We start from the raw sequence: 17,304 nt of genomic DNA, 5'->3' as shown, positions 1-17,304 counted from the left end.
ATTTAAGGACTTTGTTTCCTTTGCGTAAACTTAGCGATCTTTGCGGTTAAATAAACAAAAAACTATTCTAAATTTGGGCGATAAAAAACCAAGCGCATGTTTAGAAACACAGGTATGAAAAGGGCCTTATTCATTATATTTCTTTTTAGTTCTTATGTTGCCTCGGCACAGTTTAACCAACAAGCTCTTGAAAACAGAATCCGTCCGGATAGCAGCTTAACGAACGAAGTTCACTTCAATTTCTACAATTTCAATTACGTTCGTAATTACGAGTACACAAACGATTTTCACGACGGTTATACGCTGTATGGAACACAGTTGCAACCTCAAATTGTTTATTATGCGCATCCAAACCTGGCCATCACTGCTGGTGCTTTTATTCGTAAAGATTTTGGTAGAAATGGAATTACAGATGCGAAACCCTTGTTCAGTTTAAAGTATCACAAGCGAAACCTCACTTTAATTTTTGGTAGTCTTGAAGGAGGCATTCAACATAAATACATAGAGCCAATTTATAATTTCGAAAGAACAATTACTAATCCAATTGAATATGGAACACAGTTATTAGTAGAGCGCAAGAAGTTTAATTTAGATGCCTGGATTGCCTGGCAGAAAATGATTGATAAAGGTGAAGCAGCCAAAGAGGAAATTGTGGGTGGTTTATCTACCGAAACTACATTGGCAGAAAACAATGGATGGAAACTCAGCTTTCCTGCACAGTTTTTAGCTTTTCATCAAGGCGGACAAATAGATGTTTTAAAAGAGATTCCGATTAGTACAGTTTTAAATGGTGCCGCTGGATTGAAATTGCACAAAGAGATTGGTACTAATATTACTCAAGTTTATACCGATAATTATATCGCTGTTTATAAAGATTTATCGCCTGATAAAAGAAGAGCCTACGAAGGTGGTTTCGGATTGTGGTTAAATGCCGGTGTGGAAAGTAAGTGGGGAAGTTTAGTAGCCTCTTATTGGAAAGGAAATAACTTCATTTCGATAAAAGGAATGCCTTTGTATGAATCAGTTTCGAGTAATTTATATACAAATGGTTTAAAGCAAAGCGGCAGAAATATTGTTTCGTTGCGTTATGCCTACCAAAAGGAACTGATTCCACATTTATATCTAGATGTTCGCTTTGAACCGCACATTGATTTAGACAATACCGATAAACAACTTCAGTTTAATCACTCCTTTTTCTTAACTTATAAACAGGATTTTAGATTGTTTAAGGTTATGAAAAAAGACTAAAATTTCTGTCGTCAGCTAAAGCATGACGGCAATGAAATTCAAGATGCCTAAACTATCGCTATTCTTTGCAGTTGGCTTCAGCCAACGGAACTATGAATATGCTTCGGCTTTAGCCAAATTTTGCGCCTTGCAGGATTCGTTTCCTGCAAAGTCTGAATTTAATAAACCTGATAGCAGTGGAAATACTTTTTGATGCAGATCTTCGACAAGCTCAGATGGACAGTCGCAAAAAGATTGTAACGGATAGCGGGACTAACACTTCAAAAAAGCCCCTGACATTGCTTTTCAAATCAAAAAACAATATCTTTCCTGAAATTAATTTAATATTTATCTAGCTGATAATCAGATTTTAAAAATAAATTTTAACTTTTATTTAACTTTTTCTTACCCCTCATGCAACCAATGTTTGTAATCTGCCATCTTCTATATACAAACACACAATGAAATTGACGCGAAGCTATACGATAAACGATTTGATGGAAGGCTGCAAGGCTGGCGACCGGAAGATGCAAGAGTTGCTGTACAAGCAAACTGCATCGAAGATGTTGGCCGTATGTATGCGTTACGCCAAAGATAGGATGGAAGCTGAAGATGTATTGCAAATGGGATACATCAAGGTTTTCCAAAAGATTAAAGAGTACAGGGGTGAGGGTTCTTTTGAGGGTTGGATAAGAAGAGTGATGGTGAATACCGCTATAGAAAGCTATCGCAAAAATCTGCGTAGCTTAAATGTAGTTGAGATTGACGAGGCATACGAGCAGCCTTCAACAGGGTTCGATTTTGGAACACTAGGTATGCAGGATTTAATGAAAGTGATCCAAAAACTTGCCGATGGTTATCGAATGGTTTTCAATATGTATGCAATTGAAGGTTATTCACACAAAGAGATTGGAGAAACACTTGGTATTTCGGAAGGCGCAAGTAAATCGCAATTATCGAGAGCTAGGGCAATATTAAAAGAAGAAATTATAAAAATGGAGGGATTTGGTTATGCAACCTATACAGGATAAGGATTTTGATCAGTTATTTAAAAATGCTTTCGAAGATGCCGAAATAACGCCATCAAGAGATTTGTGGAGTAGCATTGAAAGTGAAATTGAACCAAAGAGAAAAAGGATTTTTCCAATTTATTGGTTGTCTGCAGCAGCAGTGATACTAATTACAGCAGTTGGGTTGTTAGTTTACCAACAGCAGGAAAAACCAAAACAATTTGCAAGCAGACTTGAATTAAAAGGTACAAAGCCAGTTGTTGAAACGAAAGCTCTTCAAGATTCTTCGACAGTTGTTACCACACAGGAAAGGGAGATTAAGCAAGTTTTACCAACTATAGCGCAACCCTCCACAGCAATTGCAAAGACTAAAGTTAAAGAAACATTCAAACCTGGAGAAGAAAAGAAAATAGTTACGGCGCCTGAAATGCAAAAACAGGAGGTTGTTCTAGCTAAAAACGAACCAGCTAAGCAAGATCTTAAAGAAAAAATTGATGCGGCCATTTTAGAACAGGAAAAACCAATACTCGCTTCGAACGCGGCTGCAGTTAAAGTTGATGAAGTAGCTGGAGGTGATGATCAAGCTGATAATAGAGGGATCCGTAATGTGGGTGACGTAGTCAACTTGATTGTAAATAAAGTAGACAAAAGAAAAGATAAATTTATCCAATTCCGTACTGATGATGACGACTCTTCAATCTCAGCAATTAATATTGGTCCGTTTAAGTTTGGCAAAAAGAAAAAATAAGCAGGATTGGTGAGGATTTAAGGAATACAAGATCAAGTCTTATGCTGCTCTTATTCAATCACTCTCTCAATTAATCATTAAAAACACACACGCAACACATATGAAACATCTAATTTTTACAACACTTTTGGTAAGCGGGCTTGCCGGTGTTATGGCTCCAAGTGCTTTTGCTCAGCAAGATTCAACAAAAAAAGACAGAAAAGATCTAAATTATGGAATTGTTACTATCACAAGAGATGGAAAAGATAGTTCCAAAGTTGATCCAAAAAAGGGTCGTTTTGTAGGCGGGATAACTTTTACAAGAGTAGATTTAGGCTTCTCGAGGTTAATAGATAATGGAAGTTTTAACTTATCTCCCACTAATGAGTTTTTAGATTATAGAGGCGGTAAAACAAGCACATTCTCTTTCGATATTTTACAATTTGGATATCGCTTTAATTCAAATTTTAAAGTTTATTTAGCTGGTGGTTTCGACTGGACCTTGATCAGATTAAGAGATAATGTTACTATTCAAAAGAATTTGCCAACGCTAAATGCGCTTCCTGAAAGTGTTGAGTTTTCTAAAAATCGTTTCTCAAGCAGTTATGTACACATTCCTTTAAACTTCGAAATTCGCACTAAAGAAAATGACAAAGGCAAACGTTTTTACTTTGTTTTAGGGCCAGAGATTAGTTTTTTACTAGGCGGTAAAGTAAAACAAATAAGTGATGAATTTGGAAAGCAGAAGCAATATGATAATTACCATTTTCAATCGGTACGTTACGGTGGTTCATTCAGATTTGGATACGGCGGCTTAGGTTTATTTACCAAATATTACTTCAACGATATGTTTGATACCCCTGCACAAGCTGGTTTAAAAAACATGAGTTTCGGTATTACCTTCGGTTTAAATTAACCCCTAAATCCCCTAAAGTTGACTGATAGAGGCCTTCAGTAAGTATATTAGCAACACATAAATTAAATCCTGTTTCGGTTAGGCGGAACAGGATTTTTTGCGTAAAAACGCCTCTCTTTAAGCTTTAAGCTTTATCTTTACAAGGTGAGCGATAATATAATAAGCGTTAAAAATTTAACAAAGCAGTATCAGGCAGAACAAGCTGGAGGTATTAAAGACATCAATTTTGATATCAAGAGGGGAGATGTAGTAGCGATTATTGGCGAAAGCGGAAGTGGTAAATCGACGCTATTAAAATCGATTTATGGTTTGCTTAAAACTGATGAAGGGGAGATTTTCTTCGATGGTGAAAAAGTAAAAGGTCCAGATGAACAATTAATTCCGGGTCATAAGCAGATGAAAATGGTTACTCAAGACTTTTCGTTGAATATTTACGCCAAGGTTTACGATAACATTGCCTCACAACTCTCGAATACTGACTTAAAAACAAAGGCCGAAAAAACTTTGGCTATCATGGAGCATCTCCGCATCCTTCCGCTGCAAAATAAAAAAATTATCGAACTTAGTGGTGGCGAGCAACAGCGTGTAGCCATTGCCAAGGCAATGGTAGCAGATACCAAAGTTTTGCTTTTAGATGAGCCTTTTAGTCAGGTTGATGCTTTACTAAAAAATCAGTTAAGGGCCGATATTAAACGTGTTGCAGCAGAAACTGGTGTCACCGTGATTTTAGTCTCCCATGATCCTGCTGATGGCTTGTTTCTGGCCGATCAACTCTTAATTTTACGGAACGGAGCGCTGCTTCAAACGGGTAAGCCCTCCGAAATCTATCAGAGCCCAAAACACATTTATACCGCTCAAATCTTAGGAAATGCAGTTGTATTATCACGAGGCGACGCGGAGAAACTTGGGCTGAAAACCTTTTCTGGAACTATAGTTTTTTATCCCGAATGGGCAGAAATTAATAGTAATTGGAGTAGCAGACGCTTTGAGGTGAAGGATGTTTACTATAAAGGTTTTTATGATGAACTGCTATTGGAAAGAAATGGTGTTACTGTTAGAGCAATACAACTGAATAGAGGTGAGCATAAAAAAAACGACTACGTTCAGTTGAACATTAGTCGTTTTTTAGAGTTTTAAAATGTTACGTTTTCTGCTGCGACTAATACAACCTTTATTCTTAGAGGGGTAGTAGGTAAAGTCGATCTACTTATCGAAATCCCACCAATATGTGCTTCATAATCCATATCGCCATAAGGTAGCTGATAATAATTTGTATAATTGGGAGTTGCGGTGTATACCAAAATTCCTTCATCATAAAAATTGATGTCATCCAGTTCAGCGATATCTAAGTCAAGATAGTATTTTCCGTTGTCGAAAACCCACCGATTAGGATTAACATCAAATATCACCGTTCTATTAGGTGCAGTTTGAACTAAAGTTTCTTTCTTGCAAGATGCCAAACCTAGTGTGACAATGCAAAGCATTAGGATAGTAAATTTTTTCATTTTGATTAGTTTTATTTGTGTGCTTTGCGTAATACAAAACAACTGCCAAAAATGCTGCAAAACACAATGTGGATTAATAATTGTTTAAAGGGTAATGAACAACATTTAAAATTGAATTAAAACATCGCCACAATGAGAGTATTTTTTAGAGTTTTACCCTGGTTAATTTTATTGATTGCAGGTTATTTCTTTATCTCAAAAAAGTTCAGCATCAGTACATCCGTAGAAAGCAAACATCAGCTTTTAGTAGAGAAAATAGAGGCCATAGGTAAGTTAGAGCTGGTTCGTTATCAAATTAGTGATGTACTTGAACATAAAAACAAAACAGATTTTTTACCTGAAGCAAGTGTGTTACTTATTGTCAAAGCAGAGGCTGTTGGATGTATCGACCTTACAAAAATAACAAAGGACGATATTGAAGTAACAGCAGATACAGCTGTAGTAAATTTACCACAGCCAGAGATTTGCTATGTAAAAATTGACCACAAAAATTCAAGGGTATACGATACCAAGATGGCCTTTTTTAGAGAAGCAGGTTTAGTGGATGAAGCTTACAAGGCTGCGGAAAAACAGATCACTGCCGAAGTAAAAAAATCGGATATTTTGAAACAGACTAAAACCAATGCAACAAATGTGCTAAAACCAATAATTGAGGGATTGGGGTACAAAAATGTTAGGTTAACTTTTGAGTGAACTTAATAGCAAGTTTATTTACAAGAAATCTTCACGGTGTGGATTGAAAATATCGATTAATAAACCAGCCTCTAAGCAAACTACACCATGAAAAACATTTGACGGTGCGAAGAATACATCTCCTTCATTAAGGATTTTTTTCTCATCGCCTATAGTAACTTCAAAACTTCCTTTTGCTACATAACTGAGTTGCAAATGCGGATGATTATGAAGCGAACCAATGGCATCCTTCTCGAATTCGACCTTCACCAACATCAGATGATCATCAAAAGGCATTACCTTACGCTTAATACCGGCACCTAATTCTTGCCAGTCTAAATCGTTATCACTAATTAAGGTTTTGTTAGCTAAATCTTTAAAGTTCATTTTATTATTTTTAGGCTTTCAACTATTATTTAGATAATGCTGAAAAAGGTTCCTTTAAAATTCGTCGCGATAAAAATAAGAACTGCCGTCCGTTTATTTTATGTTTATCGATATTATTGTTAAAAAAATATAGTGTACGCAATAGCATTAGCGAAATAAATGCTAGTTCCTGACATTATAAGCTGTTGAAAGGAAAAAATATGCGCTAGGTTCTATGCTTAAATAGACGGAATTATATATTTTATAAAACCTTGCGCAGCAGAAATTGATCTGCAGAATTTTTACAATGCCCGAGTATGGGGCTGAGTGAGAACTAAACTTTAGAAACCTTAACTGCAGTTGGTCCTTTTTGACCCATTTCTACCTCGAAAGTTACTTTATCGCCTTCTTTGATTTGCGTTACGCAACCATTCGCGTGAACAAAAATACTATCTTGAGTTTCAGTGTTTTTAATAAAACCGTAACCTTTGCTATCGTTAAAGAAAGTTACTGTTCCTTTTTTAACCGGATTTTCATCGATAATGTCTTCTTGTCTTGTAATGCCAATTTGAACATCCTCAATATTGAAAACCTTTTTCTTTTTCGGATCTGGTGGAGTAGAGGAAATGTTACCGTTTTCATCAACGTATGCAAACATTTCTTCAAGCGCTAAGCCTTTTTTAGCATTAGATTGACGCTCTTCTTTTTTCTCTTGTTTGTCTTTTTGTTTTTTTAATCGTTTTTTTTCGTTCTCTTTTTTACTGTATGTTGCCTGAGATTTAGCCATATATATTTAATTGTTTTTTGTTTTTAAGGTGAGTGGAAACAGAGATTTATACAAATATAACAATACTAAAACGAAAACACGATTTTATTCAATTATGCGTTACGCAAATGCTGTATATAATTTTTTTAGCCACAGATTAGTACATTTAATCTTTTACTAAAGATATTGCCTCCAGAACGCAGATTTATTGAATTGTATCTTTTTATAGCTTTAAGCTAAAATAATCTTAAAATCTGCGGTCGCCAAAATTCTGCTCTTCCCATTTCGCTTTTTCCATTTGATAAACGAAATTCCATTTTACAGGTTCACCATAGTAAGCTACCTCAAGTTCGCCAATTTTTTTAGCGCCTAATTTTTCCGTAGCTTTTTGAGAGCGGAAGTTTGTTGCACCGATGTGAAGAATAACTTTATCTACAAAGTGGAAAGCATAATCAAACATCAACTTTTTTAATGCGGCATTATGTCCTTTACCCCAAAAACTACGCCCAATAAAGGTATATCCTACAACAACCGAATTGTTTTCTTCATCGAAGTCGTAAAACCGGGAACTGCCTACAACGGCACCTGTAGCTTTATCATAAACAATAAAAGCGCCGTTTGATTCTAATGCGCCTTTAAAAAAGTTCTCAAAAACTTCCCTTTTATAGCGGTCTTTATTTGGATGTTGTTCCCAAATAAGTGGATCGGAAGCTACCTCGAAAAGTTTTTCGAAGTCTTCAGCTTTTAAAGGAACTACTTCAATCAAATCGTTTGCTAATGTAGGTTGTAGGTCGAAGTGCATATTATAGGGTTATAAAAAACGGCTGACTACAAGTCAGCCGCCTAAAATGTTAACGAAACAATCTAGCTATTGATGCATTCGTTAGAAACGAGCGCAATTTTTACAATGTCATTCTGAGCTTGGCTAAGAATGGGCGAACGCTTTGCGACAAAGCTTAATTGGACAACTAATCTACTAATCCTTCAATTTCTACCAGTTCATTTGCTTCTTTTTGATAATCAACTTTATCAATCTCAAAACCAAATAAGCTTAAAAAGTCTGAACGGTAACCTGGCAAATCGCCGATTGCAGGTAATGTTTCGGTAGTAGCTTCTTCCCAAAGTTTTGCCACTTTAGCTTGTACATCATCACGCATTTCCAAATCATCAATTCTGATTCTTCCTTTTTCATCAACAGGAATATCACCGCCGGTGTATAATCGCTCTGCGTATAAACGTTGAATTTGTTCAATAGTACCTTCGTGAATGCCTTCCTCTTTCATTATTTTGTACAACAATGAAATATATAATGGAATAACAGGAATAGCCGAACTTGCTTGTGTAACCAAAGCTTTATTAACGGAAACGTAAGCTTTACCGTCTATATTTTTTAGTTTATCAGCAATTGTAAAAGCAGTAGCCTCTAAATCATCTTTTGCACGGCCAATAGTTCCTTTGCGGTAAACTGGCTCTGTCAGTTTAGGGCCAATATAAGAGTAGGCAACTGTTGTAGCGCCTTCAGCCAACAAGTTTTCTGCTTTTAAGGCATCAATCCACATCGCCCAATCTTCTCCACCCATTACGGCAACAGTATTCTCAATATCTTCTTCAGTAGCAGGCTCTATTGAAATTTCTGTAACATTACCCGTATGGAAATCAACGGTTTTATTGGTGTAAGTTCCGCCAATTGGTTTTAAAGTAGAGCGATGTAAAACCTCTGTATCAGGGTGTTTCCGAACTGGAGAAGCTAAACTGTAAATTACTAAATCTACCTGACCCAAGTCGGTTTTAATTAAGTCAAGGGTTTTAGCTTTGATTTCTTTCGAGAAAGCATCGCCGTTTATACTTTTTGCGTATAAACCAGCTGCATGAGCTTCTTTTTCGAAAGCAGCGCTATTATACCAGCCTGGAGATGCGGTTTTGCCAGCTGATGGTGCTTTTTCGAAAAAAACACCAATTGTAGCCGCATCAGAACCGTAGGCAGCAGCAATACGAGAGGCCAAGCCAAAGCCTGTTGATGCTCCAATTACCAATACTTTTTTAGGTCCATTGATGGCGCCCTTTGATTTTACATATTCAATTTGGTTCTTTACGTTTTGAGCACAACCATCTGGGTGCGCTGTTAAACATATAAAGCCCCTCATTCTCGGTTCAATAATCATTTTGTTCTTTTTTACGTTTCGTAATTTTAAAATGGCTTTAATCCGAATAGTACAAAGCCAAATCTTTAACGAAGATAAATTTTTAATTCCTTTCAGCTAAATGAATTTTAAATAAAGCTTGTAGCTTATTAATTTTATTGGAAAAGCTAGGGCAGAAGATTTCTTGGACGTTAGTCGGGCTATACGCTATAGCTCCGATAGAAAAATCGGAGGCTGCCGCTTCTATCCCGTTTAAGTGGCTAAAATATTACAACTATTTAAGGCTGTATGGTTCAAAACTGATCCATTCGAAAGACCTGAATCCAAACTTTGGTATTCGCTATTAATAATTTTCTGTTAATTTTGCAGCGCAACAGATAAACCGGATTATCTTTTTATGAGAAAAATATTATTACTGGCTATGATTTCCTTCATAGCATTAGGAAGGCTTTCTGCTCAAACGCAGTACCAGAACTCTGGCTGGTTCTTTTTTTTAAACAATACCAAGTTTAATAAAAAGTGGGGTTTGCAGTTCGATGCTCAAATCCGTTCTGCCGATGATTGGGGGTATGTTAGGAATACCTTAATTCGCCCGGCACTACAATATTTTATCAATGATAAACATAATGTGGCACTAGGATATCTGTGGCAAACTACAGATTTGAGGTTGGTTGGCACAAGTAAAAATTTATTTAACGAACATCGAATTTTCGAACAATATATTTACACACATAAATTAAAATCAATTTTCGCTAGTCATCGTTTTAGGGTTGAGCAACGTTTTATAGAAAGAGCAAATGAAGAAGTGTTTTCTCAACGTTTCCGGTACTTTTTTCGCCTAGTTCAACCTTTGCAAAAGACAGCGGCAAGTTTTGATAAAGGCGTTTTTGTGGCTTTGCAAAATGAGGTTTTTTTAAACTTTCAAAATAAGGAGAAAATCAACAACAGTGTTTTTGATCAAAATAGACTTTACTTAGCTGGCGGATATCGTTTTTCTAAGAAAGTAGATTTGGAAGTGGGCTATATGAATCAGGCGGTTAAAAATTTTACCAACCATACGAATAACAGCATTGTTCAATTTGCGGTATATACCAGGTTTTAATACGGTTTTAATGTTTTAAAGTCATTTTTTGTTTGAGATTCATTACAAAATGTTAAAGGTGTTGTAATTGGTCGGGGTTTTCAGTCAATTTGCCGCGTGAAAAAATTGTCTATTTTATTTTTTGCGCTCTTGTTTGGCAAGCGGATGCAAGCACAAGAGTTGAAAACGTCTTCTGTTAATAGTACACCAACTTCCAAAAGTTTATTTAATCCAGAGTATAAAAGGAATTTTTCCCGTAAAGGAGATTTTTATTTTCATTGGGGATATAATAATTCCTGGTATGGTAAAAGCGATATCCAATTCCAGGGCCCAAATTACGATTTCAAGCTGCACGATGTTGTCGCTCACGATAGGCAATCAAGACTAGGATGGGATTATCTAAATCCAAGTTTAATCACCGTTCCCCAATACAATATTCGTGTTGGTTATTTCATCAAAGATAATTATAGCATTTCCATTGGCTGGGATCACATGAAATACGTAATGGATATTCCGCAAACGGTAGCTATTACGGGTACAATCGGTTCCAACATTACTCCAGAAAATATCCCAACCGGTGCTCTTGCTGGTACTTATAATGGGCAAATGATCAATGTGAAGGAAAGCATGTTAACCTACGAACATACTGATGGCTTTAACTATGCAAATGTTGAAGTAGAGCGTTATGATGATATTTGGGTAGCCCCAGGTGGAAACACTTCTTTGACTTTGGAAACAGGTTTAGGAGCTGGTTTGATGGTTCCACGAACGGAAGCTCATCTCTTCGGATTGGGTAGAAATAACCACTTCAGCATATCAGGTTATGGCATTTCGGCTAAAGTTGGATTAAAATTCTATGTCTGGAAAAATGTTTATTTGCAAAACAGCACCAAATTTGGTGCAACCAACTTAACCCGGGTACATACCACAGGGTGGGATGAATTTGATAAGGCTAGTCAAAAAATAAATTATATAGAAAATTTAACGGTGATTGGGTTTCAATTTTAAACTACTGTGTGTTTAGATTAAGGAAACCTTTTTAGGCATTTGGTGTTACCTAGAAATTGATAAAACTATTACCTGTACTTCTAATATGCATGTAATATTAAATTTTGTAGGCCATAAAGAGTTGAATATGGATTAACAAAATCTTGATGGATTATTGATCTTTTAGCTTGTTTAATTTCAAACGTAGTAAGCTTAACAGTTCCTTTTCAGTAATATCCAGCAGATTAACATCAATCCAAAGTAAATCTGGTTTTGATCTAAAAAGCATTCCCAACTTATTGAGATACTGAAGGTATGTACTTCGCTTAATTTCATTATATTTTTGAGGGTGGACCGTCACGATATAGATCTGATTTTGCGAGCGATAATAACCATTTCTAAATTCGACAATCTCCTCGAAAGGAATAAAAATATTGGTTTCCTGAGTATTGTTGGTAATTCCAATTTCATTCAATTTAATGCCAAAATAACCTTTATAGTATAGTTTTAGTGCTTTAATGTTGTGAAAATATAAAATATGAATAGCAACCAGCAGTAGAAAAATACTAATGGGTTTGTAAGAATTCGATGCGTAGATAGTGGCATAGACAAGAAAGATCATAAATGCGAGACACAGCACTGTTGATGTTATTAACTTCTTTTTTTTGAATTTTATTTCTACCATTAATTTATTGTTGGTCGATGTGCGATCAATAAATGTCTATTCAATTTAAACATCCACTGATAGTAATTATAAAACGAATATAAATGTTTGAACACAAAATTTGAACACAATGAAAAGGAGGTTTCTTACTGAAATAGGGCATCTTGGTCTGATTAATTGACAAGCATTGCGTAATAAAAAAGCTTTGTGATTTTGCTGAGCGATAATTGAACGAAGCAAAGTGATGTGAGAATGAAATCTTAAATTCACTCCATAAAAAAAACGTCTCAAGTTTCATTGAGACGTTCGAACTAAAATATTTATACTTTTTTAAATTTTTCTTACCCTACCTGAGCCGATGATGGTTTTATCAACACTTGCATCGCCAGAATAACTTAAACTTCCAGAACCGCTGATGAACGCTTTAATTGATTCATCTGCTTTGATGTGAACAGTTCCAGAACCACTTATGGTAGTGGTTAATGCACCTACCTCAAAACTTTTTCCTTCAAAAGATCCTGAACTGCTGATAACAATCTTCGCACGATCGGCGCTGCCTGTAATGTTCAGTGAACCAGAACCGCTAATTACTCCGTTGTACTTATCAACATCTGCCGAAGCTTTGATGCTACCCGAACCGCTTATGGTGGTGGTTAAATCGGTCATGCTGATTTTTCCATTTACAACCATGCTGCCAGAACCACTCATGGTTAAGCTAGCCAATTCTCTCACCGATACGTAAGCTGTTATTTTTTTACCATCATATTTTCTAGACCAGCTAGTGATGCTGTTTTGAGGACGAATAATTAACACATTGCCCTTCACTTCAGTGATAATCGATGATATCGCTTCAGCATCGCCTTCTAAACGGCAACTTTCTTTGCTGCCGAAGGTAACCACAACATTTATCGGTCCGGCGGAAGCGATGCCATTGAAATTGCTAACCTCTCTTTCATCATCATTAAGCTTTGTTGATTTGATATTAATTTGTTCTTTGGCAATTGCGCTGATACCTGTTATTAAGGTAAATGCGGCGAATAATAGGGCAAATATTCTTTTCATTTTTGATAAAGGTTTTATAGCCAATTGAGATGGCCTCAATCGGTTGATGAATACGTTTTTCTTATAAGACGATCATTTTATCAAAAAGTTGCATAGCTTATTAAAACTAATTCAATTTTCTGTGTGAGTAGTTGGCCTATAGGCATTAAAAATGATTCTAATTATTGTTATCGCAACACGATAATGAAACCTCGATTAAATTTATTTCTGGTTATTAATCGCAGGGTTGTTACCATCTATTTACAACAAAGCCCAATGCGTTATGCAATGGGCTTTGTTTTGGATACCTTTCAATTCTGGCTATCCTTTTTTAATATTAATATAAAATGCAGGATCGTTTTTGAAGTTTTCGGCAGTAATGCTGGTATCAACTTTTATAGTTTTCCAATTATTAGTTGGTTTAATCAAACTATAAACCCCATCTTTTAGGGTTACGCGAACCGGCATGTCAAAACCTTTAACATCCGTTATCCAACGGTAAGAAAGTATTCCGTTTTGAATTTTATATTCCAGTAATGGTATGTTAGTGTGGCGAAGATATTGATCGAAAACTTTATCTAATTTCAATCCACTTTGCTGAGCAATGTAGTCCTCTATTTGCGCTGTAGTTACCGTTTGGTGGTAGAAAGTTTTATTTAAGCCACGTAAAATCTGTCTGAACTTTTCATCATTATTAATTAACTGACGGATGTTGTGAATAAGATTTGCACCTTTTGGGTACATATCGCCCGAGCCTTCCTTATTTACGCCATACGGGCCAATAATTGGAATATCATTGCTAATTCCTTTACGGATACCAATTAGATATTCGCTACCCGATGCCTTACTATCAGTACATTCTGTAAACAGCGTTTCAGAGTAATTAGTAAAGCCTTCATGCACCCACATGTCTGCAAGATCTTTAGTGGTAATATTATTTCCAAACCATTCATGGCCACTTTCGTGTACGGTAATAAAATCCCATTTTAAACCATGCCCTGTTCCGCTTAAATCTCGACCTAAATAGCCTTTTTTAAATTGATTTCCATATGCCACAGCGCTCTGGTGCTCCATGCCCAAGTGTGGTGCCTGAACCAATTTGTAGCCATCCTTATACCAAGGATAGGGCCCAAACCAGTACTCGAAGCATTTTAACATCGGTTTTACGTCAGCATCCCAGTGTGGACGGGCTTTTGCGCTATCCACCTGGAGTGCCCAATAATCAATCGATAATTTTCCGTTTTCGCCATCATAACTATCTTTCCAATGGGCGTATTTTCCGATATAGAAACTTACATCATAATTGTTAATCGGGTTGCTAACAAACCAGTTGTACTGTTTGTAACCATCAGCCTTGTCAACCGTATTTTTTAATCGGCCATTTGATATTTCTTGCAGTGTATTGGGTACGCTGATGCTAATGAGCATGCTATCCACTTCATCGCTTTGATGATCTTTATTTGGCCACCAAACACTGGCTCCTAAACCCTGACACGCTACGGAAACGAACGGATTTCCTGCAGAATCTTTCTTAAAGATAAAGCCACCATCCCATGGGGCATTTTTAGCTACCCTCGGGTTCCCAGAATAAAAAACGGTAAATCTGTCTTTGCTTCCTTTTTTAATTGTTTTAGGGAAGATTAAAAAAACCGCATTATATTCTCTTGAAAATTTTAATGCTGAGTTATTATAAACTACTTTTTCAACCTTCAGATTATCGAAAAGATCAAATTGCAGCTTGTTAAAATCCTGCGTAGCGGTGAAAGCAAATTCATTGCTTCCTGCAACTGATTTTTGGTCGATATCAATTTTCACATCCAAGTGGTAATAATTAATATCGTAACAAGTTCGTAAGGGTGTAAGCGTTCCACGTAAACTATCGGCTCTTGAGTTTACTTGATTTTTGCCAAGCATTTGGGCATTTGCGCTTGCAATGCTTAGTGCAATGGAGAGAAGGGTAAGTAGTTTTTTCATTGATGATTTATTTACCACCCCTTTGTCCTCCTAAAATAGGAGGGGAGTTGGGCAGTGGGAGTTTAATCTATTGCCTATTTATTAAAGTTCTGTGTTGGCTTGGATACTATATTTACCACCCCCAGCCATTCCTAAAATAGGAGGGGAGTTGGATAGGTGAAGTTTAATTATGTTGTGCTTTTATCAAAAGGCTGATTACGTTGTGTTTAATGGTATTGTTGTCGGCTAAAGAACGGGGCTCCCCTCCTTATTTTCAAGGAGGGGTTGGGGGTGGTTTATTACATGTTTACTTCAAAACTGAAACCGTTATAAACGAACTGTTTTTTACATCATGATAAATTTTGTGTGTTGCTTTTTGAAAGTCGCCTGGTTCTGCCTGGTAGATATCCATGAATTTTTGTGGATTACGATCAGCTAAAGGAAACCATGAATTCTGAATTTGAATCATGATTTTGTGTCCTTTCTTGAAAGTATGTGCCACATCTGGCAATGGATAATTTACTTTAGTAATAGCACCAGGAGTAAAGGCTTCGGGTTTTTCGAAACTGTTGCGGTATTTGCCACGCATAATCTCACCACGAACCAGCATTTCATATCCTCCCATAATAATGTTTTTAGGATTCGGATTCGGGTTTGGTTCATCCTCCGGATAAACATCAATTAATTTAACCACATAGTCAGCGTCTGTTCCTGTAGTAGAAACGACCAGGTTCGCCAACACTGGTCCTGTTAGGGTAATGTCTTCCGCTAAAGCATCTGTTTGGTATGTTTTTACATCAGGTCTTCTGGCAGCGAAACGTTGATCATCGATCATGTATTCTCGGGTTCTTCTTGCCTGAACGCCATCCTGATAAGGTACAGGATTATTCGGATCGCTCACATATTCGTCCCAGCTATCGGTTCTGCCTACTTTTTCAAAGCTCAATTTTCCGTTAGGTTGCAGGTATAAATTTTTAGTTTCAATCTCTTGAGGTGGCCAGCTTGCAAATTTTTTCCATTGGTTAGATCCCGTTACAAAAATGTTTGCTTCGGCAGCGTTAAAATCTCCTTCATCTTTTAGGTAGTGTTTAAAAAAAGGAAGTTCAAACTCTTGTTGATAATCGATACTTGTTTTAGCTCCGAACTGAATATCGCCAAAAGATGAACCATCACCTCGTACCCAGCCTCCATGAAACCACGGCCCAGCCACAAGAATATTGGTAGCTCCTGGATTTTGTTTTTCAATGGCTTTGTAAGTGTCGAAAGTTCCATAAGCATCTTCGGCATCGAAGAAACCACCAACCACCATCACAGCTGGTTTAACATTTTTTAAGTGCGGAGTAATCAATCGTACTTTCCAAAAGGTATCTAAGTTTGGGTGTTTAAATAAATCATTCCAAAATTTAATGCTATCAGCAAAATACTTTTCCTTTAAGTTCTTTACCGAGCCTGATTCCAAATAGAAGCGATAGTTATCCTGAATAGGGAATTGGAAACCTTTTGGCCCTTTATCTGGCGTAATCGGTTTTGGACGTGGAACACCGAAGCTACTCATGAAACTGAAAGCGTCCATTAAAAACAAGGTGCCACGGTGGTGAAAATCATCACCCATAAACCAATCGGTAACGGGTGCTTGTGGCGAAACAGCTTTCAAAGCTGGGTGCGCATTTGGTAGGGAAGTAGTGGAATAAAATCCAGGATAAGAAATTCCATAAATCCCTGCTTTGCCATTATTGTCTTTCACGTTTTTTATTAACCAATCTATGGTATCATAGGTATCGGTACTTTCATCAATAGCCGTTTTACCTTTTTTGTTAGTTTGTGGCCGAATATCTTCAAAAGTACCTTCACTCATCCAACGTCCGCGTACATCCTGAAAAACGAAGATAAAGCCCTCACGAGCCATAGCAGGGAAATTTCCCAGGCTTATTTTATAATTATTGGCACCATATGGAGCAACTGTGTAAGGCGTTCGGTTAATCAAAAATGGATATTTTTTGGATTGATTTTTGGGTATGTAAATGGAAGTGAAGAGTTTAACTCCATCTCGCATGGGTATTTGACGTTCTATTTTAGTGTAGTTTTCTCTAACATAAGCCGAATCAGGTTGCTGAGCCCATAGTGGAGTGGAAATAAACAAACAAAATAGGAGACTTAAAAATCTTGAAAAGTTCATTCAGGTTTGGTTTTTAGTAATAAAATTTAAATATAGGTGATTAGAAATTGATTAGAAAAAACATCCCGTAAA

At 36.6% G+C, this 17,304-nt stretch carries 18 protein-coding genes; 9 read left to right on the top strand and 9 right to left on the bottom strand.

Annotated elements, in window-relative coordinates; translation table 11 throughout:
* Positions 1-96 precede the first annotated feature (96 nt).
* The 6 genes from ASE92_RS15125 (at position 97) to ASE92_RS15105 (ending at position 5,017) form a co-directional block, all read left to right on the top strand.
* Positions 97-1,248 carry a hypothetical protein gene (locus ASE92_RS15125; protein ID WP_056850960.1) on the top strand — a complete coding sequence of 384 codons (1,152 nt, stop codon included), beginning with the start codon at positions 97-99 and terminating at the stop codon, positions 1,246-1,248.
* 31 nt (positions 1,249-1,279) lie between these two features.
* Positions 1,280-1,441, top strand: a complete 162-nt coding sequence (locus ASE92_RS21195) for a hypothetical protein (protein WP_157255763.1) — start codon at positions 1,280-1,282, stop codon at positions 1,439-1,441.
* 247 nt (positions 1,442-1,688) lie between these two features.
* Positions 1,689-2,258, top strand: a complete 570-nt coding sequence (locus ASE92_RS15120; protein WP_010601060.1) for an RNA polymerase sigma factor — start codon at positions 1,689-1,691, stop codon at positions 2,256-2,258.
* Entirely contained in the window at positions 2,239-2,985 is a 747-nt protein-coding gene (locus tag ASE92_RS15115) for a hypothetical protein (RefSeq protein WP_056850959.1), read from the top strand. The genes ASE92_RS15120 and ASE92_RS15115 overlap by 20 nt, the downstream gene beginning before the upstream one ends.
* A gap of 100 nt (positions 2,986-3,085) precedes the next feature.
* On the top strand, positions 3,086-3,880 hold the full coding sequence (locus ASE92_RS15110) for an outer membrane beta-barrel protein (protein ID WP_056850958.1): 795 nt from the start codon (positions 3,086-3,088) through the stop codon (positions 3,878-3,880).
* Positions 3,881-4,024: 144 nt separating this feature from the next.
* Positions 4,025-5,017, top strand: a complete 993-nt coding sequence (locus ASE92_RS15105; RefSeq protein WP_056850957.1) for an ABC transporter ATP-binding protein — start codon at positions 4,025-4,027, stop codon at positions 5,015-5,017.
* Here ASE92_RS15105 and ASE92_RS15100 read toward each other — a convergent pair.
* The gene (locus ASE92_RS15100; RefSeq protein ID WP_056850956.1) at positions 5,014-5,385 is read right to left on the bottom strand and encodes a hypothetical protein; all 372 of its coding nucleotides are present in this window, start codon (positions 5,383-5,385) and stop codon (positions 5,014-5,016) included. The two genes, ASE92_RS15105 and ASE92_RS15100, sit on opposite strands and share 4 nt — an antisense overlap.
* A 132-nt stretch (positions 5,386-5,517) precedes the next feature.
* On the opposite strand from ASE92_RS15100, the gene ASE92_RS15095 reads away from it, so the two are divergent.
* Complete coding sequence (locus tag ASE92_RS15095) at positions 5,518-6,078, top strand: DUF4230 domain-containing protein (protein ID WP_056850955.1); 561 nt, start codon at positions 5,518-5,520, stop codon at positions 6,076-6,078.
* 18 nt (positions 6,079-6,096) lie between these two features.
* On the opposite strand, the gene ASE92_RS15090 is transcribed toward ASE92_RS15095, so the two are convergent.
* The 4 genes from ASE92_RS15090 to fabV form a co-directional block, all read right to left on the bottom strand.
* Positions 6,097-6,444, bottom strand: a complete 348-nt coding sequence (locus tag ASE92_RS15090; protein WP_056850954.1) for a cupin domain-containing protein — start codon at positions 6,442-6,444, stop codon at positions 6,097-6,099.
* Between the two features lie 313 nt (positions 6,445-6,757).
* A complete protein-coding gene (locus tag ASE92_RS15085) occupies positions 6,758-7,210 on the bottom strand; it encodes a cold-shock protein (RefSeq protein WP_056850953.1) in 453 nt (150 codons plus the stop codon).
* A 226-nt stretch (positions 7,211-7,436) separates the two neighbouring features.
* On the bottom strand, positions 7,437-7,991 hold the full coding sequence (locus ASE92_RS15080; protein WP_056850952.1) for a GNAT family N-acetyltransferase: 555 nt from the start codon (positions 7,989-7,991) through the stop codon (positions 7,437-7,439).
* 166 nt (positions 7,992-8,157) lie between these two features.
* On the bottom strand, positions 8,158-9,351 hold the full coding sequence (fabV, locus tag ASE92_RS15075; protein WP_056850951.1) for an enoyl-ACP reductase FabV: 1,194 nt from the start codon (positions 9,349-9,351) through the stop codon (positions 8,158-8,160).
* Positions 9,352-9,727: 376 nt separating this feature from the next.
* Between fabV and ASE92_RS15070 the strand changes: the two genes are divergently transcribed.
* Positions 9,728-10,432, top strand: coding sequence for a DUF2490 domain-containing protein (locus ASE92_RS15070; protein WP_056850950.1), 705 nt, complete (start codon positions 9,728-9,730; stop codon positions 10,430-10,432).
* A 96-nt stretch (positions 10,433-10,528) separates the two neighbouring features.
* On the top strand, positions 10,529-11,419 hold the full coding sequence (locus tag ASE92_RS15065) for a hypothetical protein (RefSeq protein WP_056850949.1): 891 nt from the start codon (positions 10,529-10,531) through the stop codon (positions 11,417-11,419).
* 151 nt (positions 11,420-11,570) lie between these two features.
* On the opposite strand, the gene ASE92_RS15060 is transcribed toward ASE92_RS15065, so the two are convergent.
* From ASE92_RS15060 to ASE92_RS15045, 4 genes are all read right to left on the bottom strand, one after another.
* Positions 11,571-12,083 carry an STM3941 family protein gene (locus ASE92_RS15060; protein WP_056850948.1) on the bottom strand — a complete coding sequence of 171 codons (513 nt, stop codon included), beginning with the start codon at positions 12,081-12,083 and terminating at the stop codon, positions 11,571-11,573.
* 309 nt (positions 12,084-12,392) lie between these two features.
* Complete coding sequence (locus ASE92_RS15055) at positions 12,393-13,124, bottom strand: head GIN domain-containing protein (RefSeq protein ID WP_056850947.1); 732 nt, start codon at positions 13,122-13,124, stop codon at positions 12,393-12,395.
* 300 nt (positions 13,125-13,424) lie between these two features.
* Positions 13,425-15,077 carry a M1 family metallopeptidase gene (locus ASE92_RS15050; protein ID WP_056850946.1) on the bottom strand — a complete coding sequence of 551 codons (1,653 nt, stop codon included), beginning with the start codon at positions 15,075-15,077 and terminating at the stop codon, positions 13,425-13,427.
* A 286-nt stretch (positions 15,078-15,363) separates the two neighbouring features.
* Positions 15,364-17,232, bottom strand: a complete 1,869-nt coding sequence (locus ASE92_RS15045; RefSeq protein ID WP_157255761.1) for a CocE/NonD family hydrolase — start codon at positions 17,230-17,232, stop codon at positions 15,364-15,366.
* Between the last annotated feature and the right edge of the window lie 72 nt (positions 17,233-17,304).

Origin of the sequence: Pedobacter sp. Leaf41, assembly GCF_001422545.1 — a bacterium.
In the GTDB taxonomy this organism is placed as follows: domain Bacteria; phylum Bacteroidota; class Bacteroidia; order Sphingobacteriales; family Sphingobacteriaceae; genus Pedobacter.
The sequence above is the reverse complement of the archived record's forward strand: the minus strand, read 5'-3'. Positions and strand labels throughout refer to the sequence as shown.

Excerpts from the sequence above, each read along its gene's own strand:
- ASE92_RS15090 (WP_056850954.1), bottom strand. The coding sequence starts at position 6,444 with ATGAACTTTAAAGATTTAGCTAACAAAACCTTAATTAGTGATAACGAT.
- fabV (WP_056850951.1), bottom strand. The coding sequence starts at position 9,351 with ATGATTATTGAACCGAGAATGAGGGGCTTTATATGTTTAACAGCGCAC.
- ASE92_RS15120 (WP_010601060.1), top strand. The coding sequence starts at position 1,689 with ATGAAATTGACGCGAAGCTATACGATAAACGATTTGATGGAAGGCTGC.
- ASE92_RS15080 (WP_056850952.1), bottom strand. The coding sequence starts at position 7,991 with ATGCACTTCGACCTACAACCTACATTAGCAAACGATTTGATTGAAGTA.
- ASE92_RS15095 (WP_056850955.1), top strand. The coding sequence starts at position 5,518 with ATGAGAGTATTTTTTAGAGTTTTACCCTGGTTAATTTTATTGATTGCA.
- ASE92_RS21195 (WP_157255763.1), top strand. The coding sequence starts at position 1,280 with ATGAAATTCAAGATGCCTAAACTATCGCTATTCTTTGCAGTTGGCTTC.
- ASE92_RS15100 (WP_056850956.1), bottom strand. The coding sequence starts at position 5,385 with ATGAAAAAATTTACTATCCTAATGCTTTGCATTGTCACACTAGGTTTG.
- ASE92_RS15115 (WP_056850959.1), top strand. The coding sequence starts at position 2,239 with ATGCAACCTATACAGGATAAGGATTTTGATCAGTTATTTAAAAATGCT.
- ASE92_RS15070 (WP_056850950.1), top strand. The coding sequence starts at position 9,728 with ATGAGAAAAATATTATTACTGGCTATGATTTCCTTCATAGCATTAGGA.
- ASE92_RS15110 (WP_056850958.1), top strand. The coding sequence starts at position 3,086 with ATGAAACATCTAATTTTTACAACACTTTTGGTAAGCGGGCTTGCCGGT.
- ASE92_RS15055 (WP_056850947.1), bottom strand. The coding sequence starts at position 13,124 with ATGAAAAGAATATTTGCCCTATTATTCGCCGCATTTACCTTAATAACA.
- ASE92_RS15125 (WP_056850960.1), top strand. The coding sequence starts at position 97 with ATGTTTAGAAACACAGGTATGAAAAGGGCCTTATTCATTATATTTCTT.
- ASE92_RS15045 (WP_157255761.1), bottom strand. The coding sequence starts at position 17,232 with ATGAACTTTTCAAGATTTTTAAGTCTCCTATTTTGTTTGTTTATTTCC.
- ASE92_RS15085 (WP_056850953.1), bottom strand. The coding sequence starts at position 7,210 with ATGGCTAAATCTCAGGCAACATACAGTAAAAAAGAGAACGAAAAAAAA.
- ASE92_RS15050 (WP_056850946.1), bottom strand. The coding sequence starts at position 15,077 with ATGAAAAAACTACTTACCCTTCTCTCCATTGCACTAAGCATTGCAAGC.
- ASE92_RS15060 (WP_056850948.1), bottom strand. The coding sequence starts at position 12,083 with ATGGTAGAAATAAAATTCAAAAAAAAGAAGTTAATAACATCAACAGTG.